A 19,905-nucleotide genomic window follows, 5' to 3' on the forward strand; every position below is an offset into this window, starting at 1 on the left:
GGGCCTGCACGCCGTGCCGGACACCGCCTCGGCCGCCTCCGCGGACCCGCCGGCCGACGCCCCCGCCGGTCCGCGCATCGCCTACGCCGACGGCGCCGCGTTCACGTTCCGCTACGCCGAGAACCTCGAGCTGCTGCGCGCCGCCGGCGCCGAGCTCGTGCCGTTCGACCCGCTCGCGGACGAGGCGCTGCCCGACGGCACGCGCGCGCTGTACCTCGGCGGGGGGTTCCCGGAGGAGCACGGCGCCGCGCTGGCCGCCAACGTCGCGGCGCGCGGGTCCGTGGCGGCGCTCTCCGCCGCCGGTCGCCCGATCGTCGCGGAGTGCGGCGGCCTGCTCTACCTCGGAGCGACGCTCGACGACCACGAGATGTGCGGCGTGCTGCCGGGCGTCGGACGGCTCGGCACGCGCCTGACCCTCGGCTACCGGGACGCGACCGCGGGCGCCGACTCGCCGCTGTGGACCGCCGGCGACGAGGTCCGTGGGCACGAGTTCCACTACTCCGTCCAGACGCCCGAGGCGACGGACCCGCCGGCGTGGACGCTGCGCTCCCGGGCCCGTCAGCGCGTCGAGGGCGTCGCCTCGCCGACGGTCCACGCCAGCTACCTGCACACCCACTGGGCCGCGTTCCCGCAGGCCGCCGCGCGCTTCGTCGCGGCGGCCGCGGCGGACTGATCGGGCCGCGAGAAGCGCGGCCCGCCGCCCCGGCGGACGGGCGACGCCGGCGGACGGGCGACGCCGGCGGACGGCCTTTGCCGGCAGGCGGCCGACCCCGGCAGACGGCCGACCGGCGGGCCGCCGACCTCGACGAGGGCGTGCCGCTCAGGCGGGGGTCGCCGTGCGCGCCCCCGGGGCCGGTGCGCCCACGATCAGGTCCGCGGCGCGCTCGGCGATCATGATCGTCGGCGCGTTCGTGTTGCCGCGGACCACGGACGGCATGACGGAGGCGTCCACGACCCGCAGGCCCTCGAGGCCGTTGACCCGCAGCTCGCTGTCGACGACGCGCCCCATGGCGCAGGTCGAGGTCGGGTGGTACAGCGTCTGGCCGGCGCGGCGCGCGAAGCGCAGCAGCGACTCGTCGTCGTCGCCGTCGGGGGCCACGAACGGGTCGCCGCAGACGGCCTGCAGCGCGGGCTGCCCGCCGATGTCCAGCGCCATCCGCAGACCGGCGACGATGCTCATCCGGTCCTCCTCGGTGGTGAGGAAGTTGTTGACGATGCGCGGCTTGGCGTCCGGCCGGCCGCTGCGCAGCGCGACGGAGCCGCGGCTGGTGGGCTTGAGCACGCAGGGCCCGAACGCCAGGCCGTGCTGCACGGGCGCACCGAGGCCGTCGTCGTAGAAGAGGACGGGCGTGGCGTGGAACTGCACGTCGGGACCGTCGAGCCCCGGACGGGTGCGCATGAACCCGCCGGCCTCCCCGATGTTCGACGTCAGCGGCCCGCGGCCCTCGGACTGCAGCAGCTCGAGGTTCTCCGGCGTCATCGCGGTCATCAGCGACTCGACGTCGGTGCCGTAGTTCAGCAGCGTCATCAGGTGGTCCTGCAGGCCGTCGCCCACCGGCAGGTCCTCGAGCACCTCGATCGCGAAGGCCTGCAGCTGCTCGGCCGGACCGACGCCGGAGAGCATCAGGAGCTGCGGCGACTGGTACGCACCGGCGCTGAGGATCACCTCGGCCGAGGCGCCGATCAGCTCCTCCTGCCCGCCCCGGTCGACGTGGACGCCGACCGCGCGGCGCCCCTCAAACGCGATCCGCAGCGCGGTCGTGTCGGTGAGGACGTCGAGGTTCGGGCGGTCCGCGACGGGGTGCAGGAACGCCTTGGCGGCGCTCCACCGCATGCCGTCCTTCTGCGTCATCTGGAACCGGCCGACGCCCTCCTGGCGACCGCCGTTGAAGTCCGGGTTGTGCTCGTGCCCCGCCTGCTGGCCGGCGTCGACGAACGCCTGGGCCAGCGGGTGGTCGGAGCGGGTCTCCGAGACCCGGAGCGGGCCGCCCTCGCCGTGGACGGGGCTGCGCCCGCGCTCGTTGTCCTCGCTGCGCATGAAGTACGGCAGCACGTCGTCCCAGCCCCAGCCCTCGGCGCCGTCGGCGACCCAGCCGTCGTAGTCGGCCGGATTGCCGCGGATGTAGATCATCGCGTTCATCGAGCTGCAGCCACCGAGCACCCGGGCCCGCGGCAGGTAGGCGCGGCGCCCGTCCAGGCCGGGCTCGGGCTCGGACCCCATGTCCCAGTCGAAGCGGCTCTTGAACAGCTGCCCGAAGGCGGCGGGGACGTGGATCTCGTCCGCGTCGTCGCGGCCGCCGGCCTCGAGGATCGCGACCTTCACCTCGGGGTCCGCGCTCAGCCGGTTGGCGAGCACGCAGCCCGCGGATCCGGCGCCGACGATCACGTAGTCGTACATGGCGCGACGCTACGGCCGCCGTCGTTGCACTCCTGTTGCAGCACCGGGCCCGACGGTGGGGGACGCGCCGTGGAGGAGGTCCAGTCGGCGCTGCGCCCCGACGTCGCCGCAGCCCGGCCCCGTCCCGAGCCAGCGCTCGAGAACCGACGGGTCCGCCGCCGTGGCCATCGAGCGGGAGACCCGGGCGTCCAGCTCTCGGCGCAGGTCGTCGATCATCGGGACCTCGGAGCGCGCCAGCAGCGTGCCCCCGTAGAGGTCCAGCGCGGCGTGCGGTCGGCCCTCGTCCAGGAGTGCCCCGGCGGCCGCGACGTCCCACGCGATCCCGTCGGCCAGGCGGTAGGGGCGCGTCCGCACGACGTCCCCCAGCCGCTGCTGCAGCCGGGTGATCTCGGCGCGGACGGAGACGGGCTTGCCGCGCTCGCCGTGCAGCTCGAGGGCCAGCTGCTCCGCCGTCCACCCCTCGGGCCGGGCGGCCAGGAGCGTGAGGATCTCGGCGTGGCGGAGGGTCAGCGGCACCGGGCCGTCCGGGGTGAGGAAGACGGGGTGGTCGCCGCGCAGGACCCGCAGGTGCACCGCCGCGCCGCCGTCCGCGGGCTCCGCCCCGGCGAGGTGCGGGCGGACGGCCGCGGCGGCGGCGCACACCAGGCCGAGGCTGTGGGGGTGCGCGGTCGCCGCGTGGCCGGTCAGGTTGACCACCCCGAGCGGCGCACCGGACCCGGGGTCGAGGATCGGTGCGGCGCTGCACATCCAGCCGTCCAGCGGCGCGGCGTAGTGCTCGGCCGAGAACACCTGCAGCGGGTGGCGCTCCGCCAGAGCCGCCCCGATCGCATTCGTGCCGGCGGCCGCCTCGCTCCAACGCGACCCCGGGACCGCGTCCAGCTCGTCCGCCGCGTCCAGCGTGCCCGGGGCGCCGAGGCGCCACAGCAGGGTCCCGTCGCGGTCGCAGACCATCGCCATCTGGTTCGTCTCGCGGGCGATCTCGCCGAAGAGGTCCCGCAGCAGCGGCTCGATGCGGTGCAGCGGGTGGTGCTCCCAGCGCTCCGCCGCGTCGTCGCGGCTCATCGCGTGGGGCAGCAGCGCCTGGGCGGGGTCCACGCCGGCCAGGCGGCTGCGTCGCCAGGACTGCACGATCAGCTGCCGCAGCGGCGCGCCGCCGGACCGGGACGAGCCGGACGCCGCGACGTCGGGCGCCCCGGCGCCGTCGAGCGCGCCCGCCCGGACGCGGCTGAGGTGCTCCGTGTGGCCACGCAGGTTCATCCCCGCGTGGATCGCCAGCCAGGACGGGTGCATCGTCGGTCGGAGCCGCTCAGTCCTGGGTCTCGAGCACGCCGCGCATCGCGTGTCCAGCGTACTCCCCGGGGCCCCTCCGGACGCCGCATCTGTGACGGCCCTCCGGTCGGGGACTGCCGGCGTCGCGGGGCCACCGCCGGGGCGCGGGTCGCTTCGACGGGGGAGCTCCCGCCCGCGGGCCCGCCCGACCGCGGGCGACTCCCGGATCAGCGGCGCTCGCGACCGGTCCCCGCGGCGTCGCGCTCCTCGAGGGCGTCGAGGTCGGCGTCGCCGCCGAGGTCGAACTCCTCGATCGCGAAGCCCGACGCGGGGCCGGCCTCGACGGTCCGGGTGGAGCGCGTCGCGGCGGTGGTGGTGCGCTGGGCCGCGAACCACGAGGCGGGCCCGTTCACCGGGGTGACCGTGGGCGGGGTGAAGAAGCTGCGGGCGGCGCCGAGGGCGCCGACGGGGGCGGAGAGGGAGAGCATGGGCAGAAGTATATGCACATGCATCTTCTGCGTGAACATTTTCTCTGCACGCATGAGGTGCATCTGCATGGAGGCGGCGCCCAAGTGCTAGATTCGGAGACCTGATGACGCCCGAGACGACCGTGGACCAGTGGCGCTCGATCCTCTCGGCGCACGCCGCGATCACCTGTGCGCTCGAGCGCGAGCTGCAGGACGGACACGGGCTGTCGGTGAGCGAGTTCGAGGTCCTCGAGCGGCTCGTGGAGGGCGAGTGCCGCGAGCGGCGCATCCAGGAGCTGGCGGACGCCGTGCACCTCAGCCAGAGCGCCACGACGCGGGTCGTCGGCCGTCTCGAGGGGCACGGCCTGGTACGCCGGGCCATGTGCGCGTCGGACCGCCGAGGCGTCTTCGCCGAGGTCACCCCGGAGGGCCGCGAGCGCTACGACGCGGCGCGCCCGACGCAGCGACGGGTCCTGGGCGAGCACCTCGCCCCCGTCGCCTGAGGTCGCCGGGCCGCACCGGGGCGACGCGCCGCCGGGGCGACGGCCATCGACCGGACGGCGCGTCGTGCGCCCGTCGGCCCGTCAGTCGTCCGCGGCCGCCACACGCGCCGCGGCGAGGTGCTCGCCCACCAGCCGCACCGCCAGGTCCGCGTCCCGCAGCTCCACCGCGTCGACGATCGCGGCGTGCTCCTCGATCAGTCGCTCCGGCCGCACGCCACCGCGCCGCATCATCGCCACCGTCATCCGCTCCTGACGGTCCCGGAGGCCGTCGAAGAAGCGCAGCAGCACCGCGTTGTCCGCGGCGGCGACCCACGCGCGGTGCAGCCGGCGGTCCGCCTCGGCGGACGCGACCAGGTCGCCCGCCCCGTGCAGCCGGCGCTGGTCGTCGAGGATCGCGCGCAGCCCGGGCACGAGCGCCGGGTCCTCCGGCCGGGCGAGGATCGTCCGCAGCGCGTCGGCCTCGACGAGGGCCCGGGCGGCGAACATCTCGCGCGCCTCGCGGGCGGTGACGGGCAGCACCAGCGCCCCGCGCTTGGGATAGAGCGCGAGCAGCCCCTCGGCCTCGAGCTGGAGGAACGCCTCCCGCACCGGCGTGCGGCTGACGCCCACCGCGGTTGCGACCGCCCCCTCGCTCAGCAGCTCGCCGTCGGCCAGGGTGCCGTCGAGCAGCCCGCGCCGCACGTGCTCGTAGGCCCGGCGGGAGGCGGAGGGAGAGGTCGTGGACGGTGCGGCCATGCTTAGATACAGCATAGATGCAAGGCCCACCGGCGACCGTCCAGGCGTCCTCCGCGCCGGTCGCGGAGCGCCCCCGCCTGCGCCGGGCGTGGCTCGTCTGGGGCGTCGGCGCCGTCGCCTACCTCGTGGCGATGCTGCACCGGATGTCCCTCGGCGTCGCGGGGACCGACGCCGCCGAGCGCTTCGGCGTCGCCGTGGGGGCGCTCGGCGCGTTCACGTCGCTGCAGCTCGTCCTGTACCTGGCGATGCAGGTGCCCGCCGGCCTCCTGGCCGACCGCTTCGGGCCCCGGCGGACCCTGGCGATCGGCCTGGCGATCATGGCCGCCGGGGAGCTGCTCTTCGCCTTCGCGCACTCCATGCCGGTCGGACTCGCCGGGCGCGCGCTCGTCGGGATCGGCGACGCGCTGACCTTCCTCAACGTGCTGCGCCTGGCGCACGCCTGGTTCCCGCAGCGCCTGCAGCCGATGCTCGCGGCGCTGACCGGGTTCGCGGGCGCGCTGGGGCAGCTGGCCTCCACCGTCCCGCTCGAGCTGGGGCTGCGCAACCTGCAGTGGACGGGGACGTTCGTGCTGCTCGGCGGCGTGACGGCCCTCTTCGCGGTCGTGCCCCTGGTCCTCGTCCGCGACCGGCCCGAGATCCCGCCCGACGGACGTCCCGACGGCCCCGTGGTCGCGGTCCGCCACGAGCCCATCGGGCGGACCCTTGCGGCCGCGTGGCGACGGCCCGCCACGCGCCAGGGGTTCTTCCTCCACATGGGAGCGCTGTCGCCGTTCCTCATCGTCGCCGCGGTGTGGGGCGTCCCGTACATGACCGGCGCGCAGGACCTCAGCCGTCCCGAGGCCGCGAGCGTCCTCCTCGTCGGTGCGCTGGCGTTCGTGGTCTCGGGACCGCTCGTGGCGCTCGTCGTCGGCCCGGACCCCCGTCGACAGCGCCTCGCCGGACTCGCGTTCCCGGCGGCGACCACGACGACCTGGGCGGTGCTGCTGCTGTGGCCCGGAGCGGTGGTCCCCCACGCCGTGCTGCTGGTCGCGATCGCCGTCACCGGCGTCAGCGCGGGCGGGTCGATGCTCGCGTTCGAGATCGCCCGGCGTGCCTCGCCCCCGTCCGCCAGCGCCAGCGCGGGTGCGCTCGTCAACTGCGGCGGCTTCTCCGCCGCCGTCGTCGGGTCGCTGGTGATCGGACGGCTGCTCGGCGACGGCGACCAGGGGGCCGTCGCCACCCAGCACGCGATGCTGCCCGTCCTCGCGTTCGCGGCGATCGGCCTGGTCGGCGGGCTGCTGACGACCGACCGCGGGACCCGCCGGCCGGCGCCGCGGACGACCGCCGCCCCGATCTCCGGGGACTGACCCGGGCGATCGCGCCCACCGCTGTGTGATGCGCGACCGGCACGCGCCGGGATCCGTACCATCGCCTCGATGACGCGTGCACCACGACGGTCCCTCGCGCTGGCGCTCACGGTGGTGGTCGGATCGGCCGGCGTCGCCGGGTGCGGTGGAGGCGGGGAGACCGGGACCACGACGAAGGCCGCGGCGAAGGCGCCCGACGCCCTGAAGCTGCAGCCCGTCCGCGCGGACGCGGCGGAGGCCGGCGAGAGCTCGCCGCTGCCCGAGGGCGCGCAGCGCGGCCCGGCCGCTCCGACCCCGTCCTCCGTCGGCGAGAAGAGCGCGGAGAAGGCGAAGCAGGCCACGAGCGCCGAGGAGCCCACGTCCGCCGAGGACGGCATCTCGCCCGGCGCCCCGAGCGACGCCGAGATCCGCGCCGAGCTCGAGCAGCTCGAGGACGTGCAGGCCGAGGCGAAGAAGGACGCGCTGAAGGCCGGCCCGTCCGAGACGCTCACCCTGACCGGCAAGGGCAACGCCAAGGTGCCCGAGGGCGCTCCGCCCGCGATCGCCGCGATCATCGGCAGCGCCAACGCGATCGCCCGCTTCCCCTACGTCTACGGCGGCGGCCACGGCTCCTTCGTGGACTCGGCCTACGACTGCTCCGGCTCCGTCTCCTACGCGCTCGCCGGCGCGGGCCTGCTGGACGCGCCGCTCACCTCGGGCGCCCTGGCGAAGTGGGGCGAGCCCGGGCCCGGCCGCTGGGTCACGATCTACGCCAACGAGGGCCACGTCTACATGACGGTCGCCGGCGTCCGCTACGACACCAGCGGTCGCTCCGGCGTCTTCGGCAGCCGCTGGCAGCCGGACCTGCGCAGCAACAAGGGCTTCACGGTCGTCCACCCGCCCGGCCTGTAGGCCCGGCACCGCCCTGCGTCAGCCGCGGGCGCGCGGCGCAGCCCCCGGGCGGGCGACGCAGCCCCCTCGAGCGTGCGGCGCGGCCCCCGAGCGCCCGATGCCGCCCGTCGGCCCGGGTCGGCGGGCGTCGCGGACGCCGCCGGCAGGCCGCGCAGCAGCCGCGCGGCCACGCCCCGCAGGGTCTCCTTCCCGCCGGCGTGGCTGCGGTTCCGCGTCGTCGTGATCGAGAGCACGACGCGGCGCCCGTCCTCGCCGACCAGGAGCGCCGACTGGTGGTCCACGGCGCCGGTGCCGCTGCCCCAGCCGCCCTTGAAGCGCAGCGTCCAGCCCGCGGGCAGGTCGACCGCGCCGACGCCCCAGCGCTGCGACGGGACGATCGTCTCGAGCAGGCGCCGCGCGTAGGCGCGGTGGCGGGCGGGCACCAGGTCGTCGAGCCGGCGGAACAGCGCAACCTGGTCGCGGGCGCTGGTGCGGGAGAGCCCCCAGACGGCGGCCAGGCGCAGGTCGCGCATCCTCGCCGCCCGGCCCAGCCGGCGCAGCCGCGCGTCGCCCACGAGGCCGCGGACCCGCGTGGCGGCGAGGTCGTCGGACCGCCGGATCATCGGGTCCAGCAGCCGGCGGTCCGCCGCCCGCAGCGCGCGTCCGCGCACGCCGCCGCTGCGCAGATGGGCGACGAGGAACATCGTCTTCATCAGCGACGCCGCGGGGACCGTCCGCGCGCCGTGGGACGACCAGGTGCGCGCACCCTGGGCGACGACGAACGAGATCGTCCCCGGCCGACGGTCGGCGTAGGCGCGCGCGGCGGCGACGTCCGGGATCCACGGAGTCGCGGCCTGCCGGGCGGCCACCCCCGGGGCCGTCGGCGACGCGGCCGCGGCCGGACCACCGCACAGGACGAGGGCCAGCCCGAGGGTCGCCGCCCGGCAGACCGCACGGACGCGGACGGTCGACGGTCGGGCACCACGCCGGGGCGCCGCCGCCGCTCCGCCGGCGCTCCTCACCGCGGCCGCCAGCGCCGCTCCAGCGCCGCCGGCAGCCACCAGTTGGCCTTGCCGAACAGGGTCACGAGGGCCGGCACGACGAGCGCCCGGACGACGGTGGCGTCCAGGAGGATGCCGGCCGCCAGGCCGGTCGCGAGGATGCGGATCTCGGTGTTCGGTGCCGCCCCCAGCGCGACGAACGCGAGGAACAGCACGAGCGCCGCGCTCGTGACGAGCCGCCCCGTGCGACCGAGCCCCTCGATCACCGCCTCGTCGGTCGAGCCGGTGCGGTCGTACTCCTCGCGCACGCGGCTGAGGATGAAGACCTCGTAGTCCATCGACAGGCCGTAGAGGAACGCGAAGATCGCCAGCGGCACCCAGGTCGTGATCGACCCCGTCGCGGGGACGCCGCCGAGCAGCTCGGAGCCGCCGCCCTGCTGCCAGACGAGGACGACGATGCCGAAGGACGACCCGACGGACAGGACGTTGAGCAGGATCGCCTTGATCGGCAGCACGACGGACCGCAGCGCGCGGGCCAGCAGCGCGAAGGTGATCACCGCGATCAGGAGGACCATCACCGGGAACGACGCGTAGATCGCCTCCGTCAGGTCGCGGTCCTGGGCGGCCGGACCGCCCACGCGACCGCCGAAGTCCCGCTTCTCCGCGGCGTCGCGGACCCGGTCGAGCGTCTCGCGCCCGCGGTCGGACGCCGAGTCCTCCGTCGGCAGCGCGACGGTCAGGGCCGCCCCGCCCCGACGCCACTCCGGCGCGGTCGGCGAGACGACGCCCCGGATCCCGGACGTCTCGCGGAGCCGCCGCTCGACGTCCCCGGCCGCGTCCGGGGTCGTCAGGACCTCGATCGGGGTGACCGCGCCGGTGCCGAGCCCGTGGCGCTCCAGGTGCTGCAGCGCCGAGCGCGCGCCGCCACCGGAGGAGAGCGAGTCGACGGTCGGCTGGCCGGGGCGCAGCGTGGTCGCGACGCCCGCGAGCACGAACAGCACGAGCAGGCCGGCCACCGCGGCGATCCACCGGCGCCGGACGACGAACGTGGCCCAGCGGATCCAGCCGGGCGAGACCGTCGCGTCCCGGCCGGCGTGTCCTGCCCCCGCGTCCGTCGTCCCCGCGTGCCGGGCCGCCCAGCGACGGTCCAGGCGCTCCCCGACCCCGAGCAGGAGGACCGGCAGGAGCGTCAGGGCGGCGAGCACCGAGACGATCGGGATCAGCAGCCCGCCGAAGCCGATCGAGCGGATGAACGGCACGGGCACGACGACGAGCGCCAGCAGGCCGATCGCGACGGTGACCCCCGAGACGGCGACCGCGCGGCCGGCGGTGCGCATCGCGGCCTCCACCGCCTCGGGGCCCTCGCGGCCGGCGGCGCGTTCCTCGCGCCAACGGAACACGACGAGCAGGCTGTAGTCGATCGCGATCCCCAGCCCGATCAGCCCGACGAGGAACTGCACGACGAACGAGACCTCGGTGAGGGCGGCAAGCGCCCGCAGCAGCAGGAACGTCGTGAGGATCGAGACGGCGGCCACGACGAGCGGGACGAACGCCAGCGCCGAGGAGAACACCCACGCGAGGACGATCAGGGCCCCGAGGCCGCCGACCAGCGTCTCGACGAGCAGGCCGACGCCCCCACCGCCCCCGGAGTCGTCCGACAGCGCCTCGATGCCGGTGACCCCGAGCGGGCGACCTCCGACCTCGGTGCCCGCCGCGGCCTTCCGCGCCGCGGCGAGCGCCTGCGGGTTCTCGTCGGGCGCGGGCCGCCCGACGGGCGGGAAGAGGTAGGCGACCGACGCCCGGCCGTCCTCGGAGTCGAGCCCCTCGCCGGTGGCGCCGGAGCTCGAGACCACGCGGGAGCCGGGCACCGCGCGGGCGACCCGGTCGACGGCCTCGCGCAGCTCGTCGCGCACGTCCTGGTCGCGGACGTCCCGGCCGTCCTCGGGGCGGGCGACGAGGACGATCGGCGAGATCCTCCCGCCGCTCCCGTACGCCCGGACGATCCGCTCGTTCGCCTCGAACGCGGGGCGCCCGGGGGCGTCGAAGGACCGCGACAGCGCGTCGCCGATGCCGCTGGCGGCCCACGCCCCGGCGAGGGCCAGCACGACCCAGCAGAGCGCGACGAGCCGTCGCCGCGCGACCACGAGCCGGGTCAGGCGCGGCACGGGCGCCCCGACGGTCCTGGGGTGGGCGATGACGGACGGACCGAGGTCACGGCCCCCACCTTCCCCGATCGCGTCGTCCCTACGCGCGCCCGGGGGACGGCGGGACCGGTGCGGAGGGTCTGGCACGATCGATCGATGCCCTTCGCGACCGTCTGCGTCTACGCCGGATCCAACGCGGGCGTCGATCCCGGGCACGCCGCAGCGGCCCGGGCTCTGGGCGCGCTGCTCGCCGGGCAGGGCACCGCGCTCGTCTACGGCGGGGGACGGACCGGCCTGATGGGCGAGGTCGCCGACGCCGCCCTGGCCGCGGGCGGTCGGGTCGTCGGGATCATCCCGCGCGGCCTGGAGCGGCGCGAGGTCGCCCACCGCGGGCTGAGCGAGCTCGTGGTCGTCGGGTCGATGCACGAGCGCAAGGCGCAGATGGCCGAGCGCTCCGACGCGTTCGTCGCGCTGCCCGGCGGCCTGGGGACGCTCGAGGAGCTCGTCGAGGCGGCGACCTGGACCCAGCTGGGGATCCACCACAAGCCGATCGGGCTGCTGGACAGCGGCGGCTACTGGACCCCGCTGCGGGCGTTCCTCGACGCCGCCGTCGAGGCCGGCTTCGTCCTGCCGGCGAACCGCTCCTCGATCCTGCTGGATCCCGACCCCGGCGCGCTCCTCGCGCAGCTGGAGTCCTGGCGCCCCGCGACCGGGCGGGAGTGGCTGGACGTCGAGGAGTCCTGAGCAGGCCCGTGCCGGGGCGCCCCGGCACGGGAACGGGACCCGGCGGGGGTCGGGACCCGGCGGGGGACGCCGGCGCGCGCACCCCGTCAGGATGGGTCCATGAGCGGCCTCCTGATCGGCATCGGCGTCGGCCCCGGGGACCCCGAGCACCTGACCCTCAAGGCGCTGAAGGCCCTGGAGCGCGCGGACCGCGTGTTCGTCCCCGTCACGGAGGCGGCCGGCGAGACCGGGCGCGCCGAGCACGTCGTCGCCGCGCACGTCGACCCGGCGAAGGTCGAGCGGCTCGGCTTCTCGATGCGCGACGCGTCCGTGCGCCAGGAGAACTGGGACCGGGCGGGCGCGGCGATCGCCGCGGTCTGTGGCGACGGCGGGACCGCCGCGTTCTGCACGCTGGGCGACCCGAACGTCTACTCGACCTTCACGTACATGTGGCACACCGTGCGCGGCCTGCTGCCCGACCTCGTGGTCGAGACGGTCCCGGGCATCACCGCCATGCAGGACCTCGCCGCCCGCTCCGGCGCGATCCTCACCGAGGGCAACGAGTCGCTGACGCTGCTGCCGCTGACCGCCGGCGAGGACGTCCTGCGGGCCGCCCTGCGCGGCTCGGACACCGTCGTGGCGTACAAGGGCGGCCGCCACATGCCGCGCGTGCGCGAGGTGCTGGCGGAGGAGGGCCGCCTGGAGCAGGCGATCTACGGCGAGCACCTCGGCGTGGACGGCGAGGAGGTCCAGGCGGCCGGCGCCGACACGGAGCGTCGCGGCCCGTACCTGTCGACGGTCATCGTCCCCCCGGCCCGCACCGAGCAGCGCGGGGGACGGCTGACGGACGAGACCGGTCGGGCGATCTGAGCGGGCCGCCCCGTCCGGCCGACGGGACCGGTGCGCGATCAGAGCCGCGCGGGCCCTGCCGAACCGGGGTCCGTGGCGCTCGCGGTCGGATAGCGTGACGCCCGTGCCGTCGTCCCCGTCGCCGTCCCGCCGTCCAGCCCGACGCTCACCCCGGCGGGGCGTGGCGTTCGCCGGTGCCGTCGCGAGTGCGATCGTCCTCGTCCCGGCGGCCGCCGCGCAGGCCGCCTCCGCCCCGTCGGTGACCGCACGGCAGGACGCGCCGCCGGCCGCCTCCCCCGCTCCGCCCGCGGCCACGCCCGCGGCGCCCGGCAAGCCCGCGTTCGCGTGGGACCTCGGGGAGCGCCTGCGCGACGGTGCCCCGCTCGGCCCGGGCGTCCCGGTCCCCAACGTCCTCCCGCGCCGCGAGCGCGGCGGCTACACCGCCAAGATCGTGCAGCGCACCGCGGTGCGCGAGGCACCGGGTGGCAAGCGCCGCGTGTGGACCGCCACGCCGACGACGCCGCACACCGGCAACGCCACGCGCCTGTCGGTGCGCACCGCCCGCTACGACACCGAGGGCCGGGCCTGGCTGAGCGTGTCGCTGCCGCGACGCCCCAACGGGGCGGTCGGCTGGATCCCGTTCGACGACGTCGTCCTGGAGCACACGACGTACTTCGTGACCGTCCGGCTGAAGCAGCGACGGATCGAGATCCACCGCGCCGGCCGGCTCGTCCGCAGCAGCCGGGTGGTGATCGGCGCCGGCGCGACGCCGACCCCGTCCGGCGAGTTCGCCGTGTACGAGATCGCCAGGCAGGGCAGCCCGAAGGACTTCCTCGGCCCGTGGGCGCTGCACCTGACCGCGTTCTCGAACGTGCTGACGAACTACGGCGGCGGCCCCGGGCGGGTCGCCATCCACGGCCGCGGACCGGACTCGATCCGCGACGCACCCCTCGGTGCCGCGGCGTCCCACGGCTGCATCCGCATCCCCAACGACGTCGTCACCTGGATGCACGGTCGGACGCCGGTGGGCACGCCGGTCCGCATCAGCGCGGACTGAGCGGCCGCGGGTCGGGCGTCCGCCCGGCCCCCGCCCACGGTCCGCCCGGCGGCCGGTCGCCGACGGGCCGCGTGCCGGGCACCCGTGACGCACCGAGGGCCCGGACGTGACGTCCGGGCCCTCGGTGCTCCGTGGTCCAGGACGCGTGGTCCGGGACCGTCCTTCGTGCGCGGCCCGGGCGGGTGCCCGGGCCGCGCGGGGCGGATCAGCCCGTGACGCCGCCCGGCGACACGGCCGTGGCGCGGCGCTGGATCGTCACCGCGCGACGCGCGGAGGCGGAGCGCGTGGACGTCGACGTGACGCTCACGGTCGCGGCCGTGGTGCGGCCGGCGCGGGCGTCGCGGTCGGCACGCAGCGAGAACCGCTTCGTGGTCGTGCTCGCCAGACGCGAGTTCGTCCAGCAGAGGCGGCCGCCCGAGAGGGTGGCGCCGCCGCGGGAGACGATCGAGAAGCGCGACGAGACGCGGACGCAGGTGCGGACCGTGCGGGCCGTGACGTCACCGGTGTTGCGGACGGTGACGCGGAACGACACGCGGCTGCCCTGCTTGACCTTCGACGAGCCGGAGACGATCGAGGTCGTCAGACGGGCCGGGTCGGGCTTCGGCGCGGGCGGCAGTGCGGCGACGGCGTTCGACGCGGCCGTCGCGGGCGTCACGCCGACGCCGCCGGGCGTCGTCGCGAACACGCGGCAGCTGATCGTCGCGCCGGCGTCGGCGGCCTTCAGCTTGTACGTGGCGGAGGGACCCTCGGCGAGGATCCGACCCGACTTCGTGTCGGTGAAGCGGTACGAGAACGTCGGGCCGTTGGTCCAGGTGCCCGCGGCGCAGGTCGCGACATCGTTGACCTTCGGCGACGACGAGATCGACAGGGACACGTTCTGGCCGCCGCGCGGCGCGAGCGCCGGGGTGTCGTTGCCGAGGATGAAGTCGCGGACCTCGGGGGCCGTGACGTTCGTGAAGTAGCTCGGCGTGTTCGCGCCGCACTTCGGGCCGCTCGAGACGATGCCGATCAGGCGCCCGTTCTGGACCAGCGGTCCGCCGGAGTCGCCCTGGCAGGTGGAGCCGCCCGGCGCGAGCGTCGTGACGTAGAGCGCGTTGAGCTCGCCGGTGCCGCCGTTCTGCTGCGAGATCGCCGGGTCGACGACCGGGGTCAGCAGCGAGTACAGGTTGCCGTTGGCCTCGCCGCCGTCGGACTGCAGGCCGAAGCCGGTGACGCGCGCGTCGCCGGAGCTCGGCGCCGGGCCCGGATCGGCCAGGGCGATCGGCTGCGTGTTGCCGTCGAACGTCAGCGGGGTGGCCAGCGTCAGGACCGCGGCGTCGTCGGCCAGCTGCTCGAGCGAGCCGGAGCCGCCGAGCGGACGGCCGTAGCCGCCGTGGCGACGGACGGCGGCGACGCTGCGGGTCTGCAGCGTGTCGCCGGCCTGCGGCGCGGGGTCGGTGCCGGCGCCGGGCGTCGCGTCGAAGCGCGAGAAGCCGGTGTCGACGACGTACGAGACCGGGGCGATCTCGGCGTTGTTGTCGGAGTTGATCGTGCAGTGCGCGGCCGTGACGATGTGCGTCGCGTCGAGCACGGCGCCGCCGCAGCTCGTGAAGCGGCCCGCGGTGCCCCAGGCCTGACCGTCGGTCTTGGCGCGGATGCGGACCTGGTACGGAGCGGACGCGATGCCGGCGACGTCGCCGCCGACGATCCGGGGGGTGCTGCGGGTCGTGCTCTGCTGGTCGGCGCGGAGGACGGTGGTGCCGTCCGCGGCCGTCGCGCCGGCGGGGGCCAGCGCTGCGAGTGCTGATGCTGCGACGAGGACGCCGGCGACCGGCAGGCCTCGACGCCTGGTGGAGGGTGATGTGAGGTGGGACACGGGCCCACAGATACCGCACGTGAACGTCCGGGAAACCGAAATATGAGCGCTGAGCAGGATTCTCATAGTTGTTCGCGCACCGATCGGCGGAGGGACGGGCGCGAGAATCCCGTGGTGGCGGGCTCCCCCGATCGGAGGACGTCCCGGAGCCCGCGAGGTGGGCGATGCTCGTCGGGCCGGCCGTGCAACGCGGCGCCCAGGACGTCTCCCCGTTCCACCCGTCGTCGAGCCCGGGGCAGGCGACGGGCGACCGGAAGCGGACGGGGCGGTACGGGGACGGGACGGGCAGGGGCGGGCGCCCGCCGTCGACGGTCCCGACCGCTCCCCCCGGACCGCCGGCAGCCCTCCCGCCGCGGCTCCCCGACCTCGGGCGCGGCCCGCCGTCATCATCCGCGGCGATGACCGGCCTGCGCACCGCGATCCACGTCGTCGGCCTCGCGGGCGACCGCCCGGCCACGCCGGAGGGGGCCGCCGCACTGGCGGCCGCGACGCTCGTCGCGGGCGGTGCGCTGCCGCTGGCCGCGCTGCGCGAGCGACTGGGCGCCGACGCGATGCCCGAGACGGTCCTCCTCGGGGCGCCGCTGGCCCCGGCGCTCGAGCGGATCGCCGCGCACGACGGCCCGGTCGCCGTCCTGGCCTCGGGCGACCCCGGGTGGTTCGGCATCGTCCGCACCCTCGCCCGCTCCGTCGAGGCCGAGCGCATCGTCGTCCACCCCGCCCCGTCGTCGGTCGCCCGCGCGTTCTCCCGCGTCGCGCTGCCGTGGGACGACGCCCGCGTGGTCTCCGCCCACGCCCGGGGCACGGAGGGCATCACCGCGGTGCTCGGCGCGCTGCTGGCCGGGCCCAAGGTCGCGGTGCTGACCGCGCCGGACTGCGACCCCGCGTTCCTCGCCTGCGCCTACAGCCGGATCCCGGGCGCGCCGGAGCGCACGCTCGCGGTCTGCGAGCGCCTCGACGCCCCCGACCAGCGCGTCACGATCGGGTCGCCGACCGAGATCGCCGGCGGCACGTTCTCGGACCCCAACGTCCTGCTCGCCTGGGCACCCGACCGCCCCGTCGCGTCGGCGCGCACCGCGATCCAGCCACCCCGGACGGCGACGTCGTGGGCGCTGCCCGAGGACGCATTCGCCCACCGCGCGGGGATGATCACCAAGCGCGAGGTGCGCGCCGCGGCGCTCGCGGCGCTCGGCCCCGGCCCGGGCGACCTGGTCTGGGACGTCGGATGCGGCAGCGGCTCGGTGGCCGTCGAGTGCGCGCTCCTGGGCGCCGGGGTGATCGCCCTGGACCACGCCGAGGAGGCCGTCGAGCTGACGCGGCGGAACGCCCTGAGCCACGGGGTCGAGCTCGCCGTGACCCGCGCCGCCGCGCCCTCGGGCCTGGAGGGGCTGCCGGACCCCGACGTCGCGTTCGTCGGCGGCGGGGGCGCCGACCTCGACGCCATCGTCGACGTCGCCGCCGTCCGGTCGCGACGGGCGGTCGTCGTGACCCTCGCGACGCTCGAGCGCATCGGCCCGGTCCTCGACCGGCTCGCCGCGGCGGGCCTGCGGACCGAGGGCACGCTGGTCCAGGGGTCGCGGATCCGGCCGTTCGTGGGGCAGCACCGCCTCGAGCCGATCAACCCCACGGCGGTCCTCGTCGGCCGACGGGACTGAGCGGCGCGGACGCCGCGGGGGCCTTCGGCCGGCGCGGCGGAGCGGGGCGGATCACGCGGCGGAGCGGCGCGGACCACGCGGCGGGCCTTCTCGGCCGGGGCGCGGGCACCGCGGCGGGCCTCCGCGGACGGCGGCGCCGGGGGGCGTGCGCCCCGGCGGACCGGTGACCCGGGGGCGTGGGGCCCTACGTGATCGGCTGCGAGGCGCTGCCGGTGACCCAGGGCCGGTCGCGCAGACCGTCCAGGTGGCCCGTGTCGTTGTAGCTGCGCAGGCGCAGGCGGCCGTCGGGGAAGACCACGAAGCGGTTGACCGACGTGTTGTCCGCCCCGAGGAACGCGAACGCCTCGCTGCCCGTCGCCTGACGGCACATCTCGGCGATGACGCCGCCGTGGACGACGGCCGCGACCGTCGTGTCGGGACCGGCCTGCGCGACGACGTGGTCGAACCCCCGCCGGACCCGCTCCGCGAACAGCTCGTCCTGCTCGGCGCCGGGGATGATGTCCCAGCGCTGCTCGACGAACGAGCGCATGATCAGCGGGTCGCGGTCGGCGATCCGGACGCGGTACTCGCCGGCGTCCCAGTCGCCGAGGTGGATCTCGCGCAGGTCGGCGACGACCTCGGGCTGGAGGCCCGTCAGCTCGACCAGCCGCGCGGCGGTCTGGTGCGTCCGCCGGAGCGTCGTGACGAACAGCCGCGAGATCGGCTCGTGCGCCAGGCGCTCGCCGACGAGGCGGGCCTGGGCCTCGCCGTCGTCGGAGAGCGGCGGGTCGCCGTCGCCGTGTTCGTTGACCGGGAAGACGCCGCCGGCCTCGACCCCGGCCGTCGAGCCGTGCCGGACGAGCAGGACCTCGGTGGCCCCGGCCGGGAGGGTGAAGAGCCGCTGCGGATCGACGGCTCGCGGGGCTGTCACGTCGTCGTTCGCGCTCACCTCCCCTACGTTGGCAGACCGGGCCTCGCGGTGATCGGTCACGATGGGGCGGTGCCCGACGACTTCGTAGGGCCGCCCGCCGGCGGTCCGGTGCCGGTGGTCCTGGGCGTGGGCGCCAGCCGCGGCTGTCCGGTGGACGAGCTCGCGGCCCTGGCCGACGCGGTCCTCGCGGAGGCCGGCCTGGCCCGCCCCGACGTCGGGGCGGTCGCGTCCGCCGACGTGAAGGCCGACGAGCCCGCGGTGCTGGAGCTGGCCCGCGCGCTCGGCGTCCCCGCCCGCTTCCTGCCCGCCGGGGTGCTGGCGGCCGTGTCGGTCCCCACGCCGTCGGACGTCGTCGCCTCGCACGTCGGCACGCCGTCGGTCGCCGAGGCCGCGGCGCTGCTGGTCGCGGGCGGGGACGTGGGCGACGGCCGGCTCCTCGTGACCAAGCGCCGCAGCGCCCACGCCACCTGCGCGATCGCGACGTCCGTGCCGCTGACGACGGCGACCGGTGCGTCACCCGCCGGGGTGCCGGCCCCGTCCGTGCCGGCGTCGGCCCCCGGCCGCTCGCCCGCGCCCGTCTCCCCCGCGCCCGTCTCCCCCGTGCCCGTCTCCCCGGCGCCCGGCTCCGCCGCCCCTGCGCCCCACCCCGCCCCGACCGAGGTCCCCCTGCCGTGAGCCCCGCCGCCGACGCCCCGGAGCCCCTGCCCGGCGCGCCCGTCCCCGCGCCCTCGGGCCGGGGTGCGCCCGCCCGCACGCCGCACCCGATCGAGGTCGAGAGCTACCGGATCCTCCGCGAGCGGCTCGGGACCCGGCTCGACGGCCTCGGGCCGCTCTCCCGCGCGGTCACCGAGCGGACGGTCCACTCCGTCGCCGACGTCGCGTTCGGCGAGACGCTCCTGCTCGACGAGGACGCGCTGGTCGCGGGCCGCGCCGCGCTGCTCGACGGCGCCCCGCTGATCGTCGACACCCGGATGGCCGCCGCCGGCATCACCGCGCGGGAGACGATCGTGCCGCTCGCCGACCCCCGGGCCGCCGAGCGCGCGCGGGAGACCGGCAGCACCCGCTCCGACGCCGCCTTCCGCCTCGCGGCGGCGGAGCACCCCGAGGGTGCGGTCTGGGCGATCGGCAACGCGCCGACCGCCCTGTTCGCGCTGCTGGACGAGGTGGCCGCCGGCCGGGTGCGGCCCGCCCTGGTGGTCGGCCTGCCGGTCGGGTTCGTCGGCGCGGCGGAGAGCAAGGCGGCCCTGCACCGCAGCGGGGTACCGTGCCTGACCAACCGCGGGGAGCGCGGGGGGACCCCGGTGACGGTCGCCGCGATCCACGCGCTCCTCTTCCACCGCGACCCCGGAGCCCCCTCCGCATGAGCAGCCCACGCCTGATCCTCGTCCTCGGGGGAACGCGCTCCGGCAAGAGCGCCGTCGCCGAGCGACTGGCGGCGGCCGCGGGTAGCCCCGTCCGCTACCTCGCCACCGCGCCCTCGGGCCCGGAGGGCGACGGCGACCGGATCGCCCAGCACCGCAGCCGGCGCCCGGCGTCGTGGGAGACCCTCGAGGTCGCAGCCGCCGAGGACCTGGCGGCACCGATCCGCGGTGCCGGTGGCGCGACGGTGCTGCTCGACGGCCTCGGCGCGTGGCTGGCGGGGGTGCTGCACGCGTCCGGGCTGCTCGACGACGACGGTCTGCGCGAGGACCCCGCCGGGGCGATCGACGGCGCCTCGGCGCTGGCGGGGATCGAGCACGCCGTCCAGGCCCTCGGCGACGCGGCGTGCGGGCGCGACGGGCTGACGGTCGTCGTCGGCGAGGAGGCCGGCATGGCCCCCGTCGCCCCGACCCGCGGCACGCGCCGCTGGGTCGACCTGCTCGGCACCGCCCACCAGGCCCTCGCCGCCCGTGCGGACCGCGTGCTCCTCGTCGTCGCCGGACGGGCGATCGAGCTGCACGACGTCGGTGCCGGGCCCGAGCTCCCCGGTCCGGTCCCCGTCCAGGCCGCCCTGCCCCTGGACGTCGCCCCCGCCCCGGTCGCCGCGGTCGACGCAGGAACCGCGCCGGATCCGGGCGATCCGGACGCCGTGCCGCCGGCCGCCGTCGCGGTCGGCGTCGACGCCACCACCGCCGCGGCGATCGGCG

At 76.8% G+C, this 19,905-nt stretch carries 18 protein-coding genes and 1 pseudogene; 11 read left to right on the plus strand and 8 right to left on the minus strand.

Annotation, left to right across the window (positions count from 1 at the left end):
- A pseudogene (locus Q7T67_RS14395) lies at positions 1–673 on the plus strand (cobyrinic acid a,c-diamide synthase); the annotation flags it as partial.
- Between the two features lie 147 nt (positions 674–820).
- On the opposite strand, the gene Q7T67_RS14400 reads toward Q7T67_RS14395, so the two are convergent.
- The 3 genes from Q7T67_RS14400 to Q7T67_RS14410 all read right to left on the minus strand — a co-directional run bounded on the left by Q7T67_RS14400 (position 821) and on the right by Q7T67_RS14410 (position 4,209).
- Complete coding sequence (locus tag Q7T67_RS14400; protein ID WP_304790905.1) at positions 821–2,398, minus strand: GMC family oxidoreductase; 1,578 nt, start codon at positions 2,396–2,398, stop codon at positions 821–823.
- A gap of 9 nt (positions 2,399–2,407) precedes the next feature.
- Positions 2,408–3,688, minus strand: coding sequence for a helix-turn-helix domain-containing protein (locus Q7T67_RS14405; RefSeq protein ID WP_304790908.1), 1,281 nt, complete (start codon positions 3,686–3,688; stop codon positions 2,408–2,410).
- A 206-nt stretch (positions 3,689–3,894) separates the two neighbouring features.
- The gene (locus Q7T67_RS14410) at positions 3,895–4,209 is read right to left on the minus strand and encodes a hypothetical protein (protein ID WP_304790911.1); all 315 of its coding nucleotides are present in this window, start codon (positions 4,207–4,209) and stop codon (positions 3,895–3,897) included.
- 50 nt (positions 4,210–4,259) lie between these two features.
- On the opposite strand from Q7T67_RS14410, the gene Q7T67_RS14415 reads away from it, so the two are divergent.
- On the plus strand, positions 4,260–4,637 hold the full coding sequence (locus Q7T67_RS14415; protein ID WP_304790914.1) for a MarR family winged helix-turn-helix transcriptional regulator: 378 nt from the start codon (positions 4,260–4,262) through the stop codon (positions 4,635–4,637).
- A gap of 81 nt (positions 4,638–4,718) precedes the next feature.
- Here Q7T67_RS14415 and Q7T67_RS14420 read toward each other — a convergent pair whose 3' ends face one another.
- Complete coding sequence (locus Q7T67_RS14420; RefSeq protein ID WP_304790917.1) at positions 4,719–5,372, minus strand: GntR family transcriptional regulator; 654 nt, start codon at positions 5,370–5,372, stop codon at positions 4,719–4,721.
- Positions 5,373–5,389: 17 nt separating this feature from the next.
- Here Q7T67_RS14420 and Q7T67_RS14425 point away from each other — a divergent pair, with 17 nt between their 5' ends.
- Positions 5,390–6,718, plus strand: a complete 1,329-nt coding sequence (locus tag Q7T67_RS14425; protein ID WP_304790920.1) for a nitrate/nitrite transporter — start codon at positions 5,390–5,392, stop codon at positions 6,716–6,718.
- Between the two features lie 69 nt (positions 6,719–6,787).
- Positions 6,788–7,609, plus strand: coding sequence for a hypothetical protein (locus Q7T67_RS14430; RefSeq protein WP_304790922.1), 822 nt, complete (start codon positions 6,788–6,790; stop codon positions 7,607–7,609).
- Here the strand turns inward: Q7T67_RS14430 and Q7T67_RS14435 are convergent.
- Both Q7T67_RS14435 and Q7T67_RS14440 read right to left on the minus strand, forming a co-directional pair.
- Entirely contained in the window at positions 7,510–8,457 is a 948-nt protein-coding gene (locus Q7T67_RS14435) for a serine hydrolase (protein WP_304790925.1), read from the minus strand. The genes Q7T67_RS14430 and Q7T67_RS14435 overlap by 100 nt on opposite strands.
- Positions 8,458–8,606: 149 nt before the next feature.
- A complete protein-coding gene (locus Q7T67_RS14440) occupies positions 8,607–10,754 on the minus strand; it encodes an MMPL family transporter (protein WP_304790928.1) in 2,148 nt (715 codons plus the stop codon).
- Positions 10,755–10,889: 135 nt separating this feature from the next.
- Between Q7T67_RS14440 and Q7T67_RS14445 the strand changes: the two genes are divergently transcribed.
- The 3 genes from Q7T67_RS14445 (at position 10,890) to Q7T67_RS14455 (ending at position 13,362) form a co-directional block, all read left to right on the plus strand.
- Positions 10,890–11,477, plus strand: coding sequence for a TIGR00730 family Rossman fold protein (locus tag Q7T67_RS14445; RefSeq protein WP_304790930.1), 588 nt, complete (start codon positions 10,890–10,892; stop codon positions 11,475–11,477).
- A gap of 99 nt (positions 11,478–11,576) precedes the next feature.
- Positions 11,577–12,326: a precorrin-2 C(20)-methyltransferase gene (gene cobI / locus Q7T67_RS14450; RefSeq protein ID WP_304790932.1), complete on the plus strand. Its 750-nt coding sequence runs from the start codon at positions 11,577–11,579 to the stop codon at positions 12,324–12,326.
- A gap of 160 nt (positions 12,327–12,486) precedes the next feature.
- Positions 12,487–13,362 (plus strand): L,D-transpeptidase, encoded by an 876-nt coding sequence (locus Q7T67_RS14455; protein ID WP_304790934.1) that lies wholly within the window; start codon positions 12,487–12,489, stop codon positions 13,360–13,362.
- Positions 13,363–13,567: 205 nt separating this feature from the next.
- Here the strand turns inward: Q7T67_RS14455 and Q7T67_RS14460 are convergent, their stop codons facing one another.
- The gene (locus Q7T67_RS14460; RefSeq protein WP_304790936.1) at positions 13,568–15,217 is read right to left on the minus strand and encodes a serine protease; all 1,650 of its coding nucleotides are present in this window, start codon (positions 15,215–15,217) and stop codon (positions 13,568–13,570) included.
- A 398-nt stretch (positions 15,218–15,615) separates the two neighbouring features.
- On the opposite strand from Q7T67_RS14460, the gene cbiE reads away from it, so the two are divergent.
- Positions 15,616–16,869, plus strand: coding sequence for a precorrin-6y C5,15-methyltransferase (decarboxylating) subunit CbiE (gene cbiE, locus Q7T67_RS14465; protein WP_304790938.1), 1,254 nt, complete (start codon positions 15,616–15,618; stop codon positions 16,867–16,869).
- Between the two features lie 184 nt (positions 16,870–17,053).
- Here the strand turns inward: cbiE and Q7T67_RS14470 are convergent, their stop codons facing one another.
- Entirely contained in the window at positions 17,054–17,797 is a 744-nt protein-coding gene (locus Q7T67_RS14470; RefSeq protein WP_304790940.1) for a histidine phosphatase family protein, read from the minus strand.
- Between the two features lie 51 nt (positions 17,798–17,848).
- Between Q7T67_RS14470 and Q7T67_RS14475 the strand changes: the two genes are divergently transcribed.
- The 3 genes from Q7T67_RS14475 to Q7T67_RS14485 all read left to right on the plus strand — a co-directional run.
- Complete coding sequence (locus Q7T67_RS14475; protein WP_304790942.1) at positions 17,849–18,454, plus strand: cobalamin biosynthesis protein; 606 nt, start codon at positions 17,849–17,851, stop codon at positions 18,452–18,454.
- Between the two features lie 26 nt (positions 18,455–18,480).
- Positions 18,481–19,143, plus strand: a complete 663-nt coding sequence (locus Q7T67_RS14480; protein WP_370695403.1) for a precorrin-8X methylmutase — start codon at positions 18,481–18,483, stop codon at positions 19,141–19,143.
- Positions 19,140–19,905, plus strand: a 766-nt coding sequence (locus Q7T67_RS14485; RefSeq protein WP_304790946.1) for a bifunctional adenosylcobinamide kinase/adenosylcobinamide-phosphate guanylyltransferase, incomplete at its 3' end; no start/stop codon positions are given. The genes Q7T67_RS14480 and Q7T67_RS14485, both read left to right, overlap by 4 nt.

It is taken from the genome of Patulibacter sp. (assembly GCF_030655195.1).
Taxonomy (GTDB): Bacteria; Actinomycetota; Thermoleophilia; order Solirubrobacterales; family Solirubrobacteraceae; genus Patulibacter.

Excerpts from the sequence above, each read along its gene's own strand:
- cobI (WP_304790932.1), top strand. The coding sequence starts at position 11,577 with ATGAGCGGCCTCCTGATCGGCATCGGCGTCGGCCCCGGGGACCCCGAG.
- Q7T67_RS14415 (WP_304790914.1), top strand. The coding sequence starts at position 4,260 with ATGACGCCCGAGACGACCGTGGACCAGTGGCGCTCGATCCTCTCGGCG.
- Q7T67_RS14420 (WP_304790917.1), bottom strand. The coding sequence starts at position 5,372 with ATGGCCGCACCGTCCACGACCTCTCCCTCCGCCTCCCGCCGGGCCTAC.
- Q7T67_RS14405 (WP_304790908.1), bottom strand. The coding sequence starts at position 3,688 with ATGCACCCGTCCTGGCTGGCGATCCACGCGGGGATGAACCTGCGTGGC.
- Q7T67_RS14400 (WP_304790905.1), bottom strand. The coding sequence starts at position 2,398 with ATGTACGACTACGTGATCGTCGGCGCCGGATCCGCGGGCTGCGTGCTC.
- Q7T67_RS14425 (WP_304790920.1), top strand. The coding sequence starts at position 5,390 with ATGCAAGGCCCACCGGCGACCGTCCAGGCGTCCTCCGCGCCGGTCGCG.
- cbiE (WP_304790938.1), top strand. The coding sequence starts at position 15,616 with ATGACCGGCCTGCGCACCGCGATCCACGTCGTCGGCCTCGCGGGCGAC.
- Q7T67_RS14445 (WP_304790930.1), top strand. The coding sequence starts at position 10,890 with ATGCCCTTCGCGACCGTCTGCGTCTACGCCGGATCCAACGCGGGCGTC.
- Q7T67_RS14410 (WP_304790911.1), bottom strand. The coding sequence starts at position 4,209 with ATGCGTGCAGAGAAAATGTTCACGCAGAAGATGCATGTGCATATACTT.
- Q7T67_RS14430 (WP_304790922.1), top strand. The coding sequence starts at position 6,788 with ATGACGCGTGCACCACGACGGTCCCTCGCGCTGGCGCTCACGGTGGTG.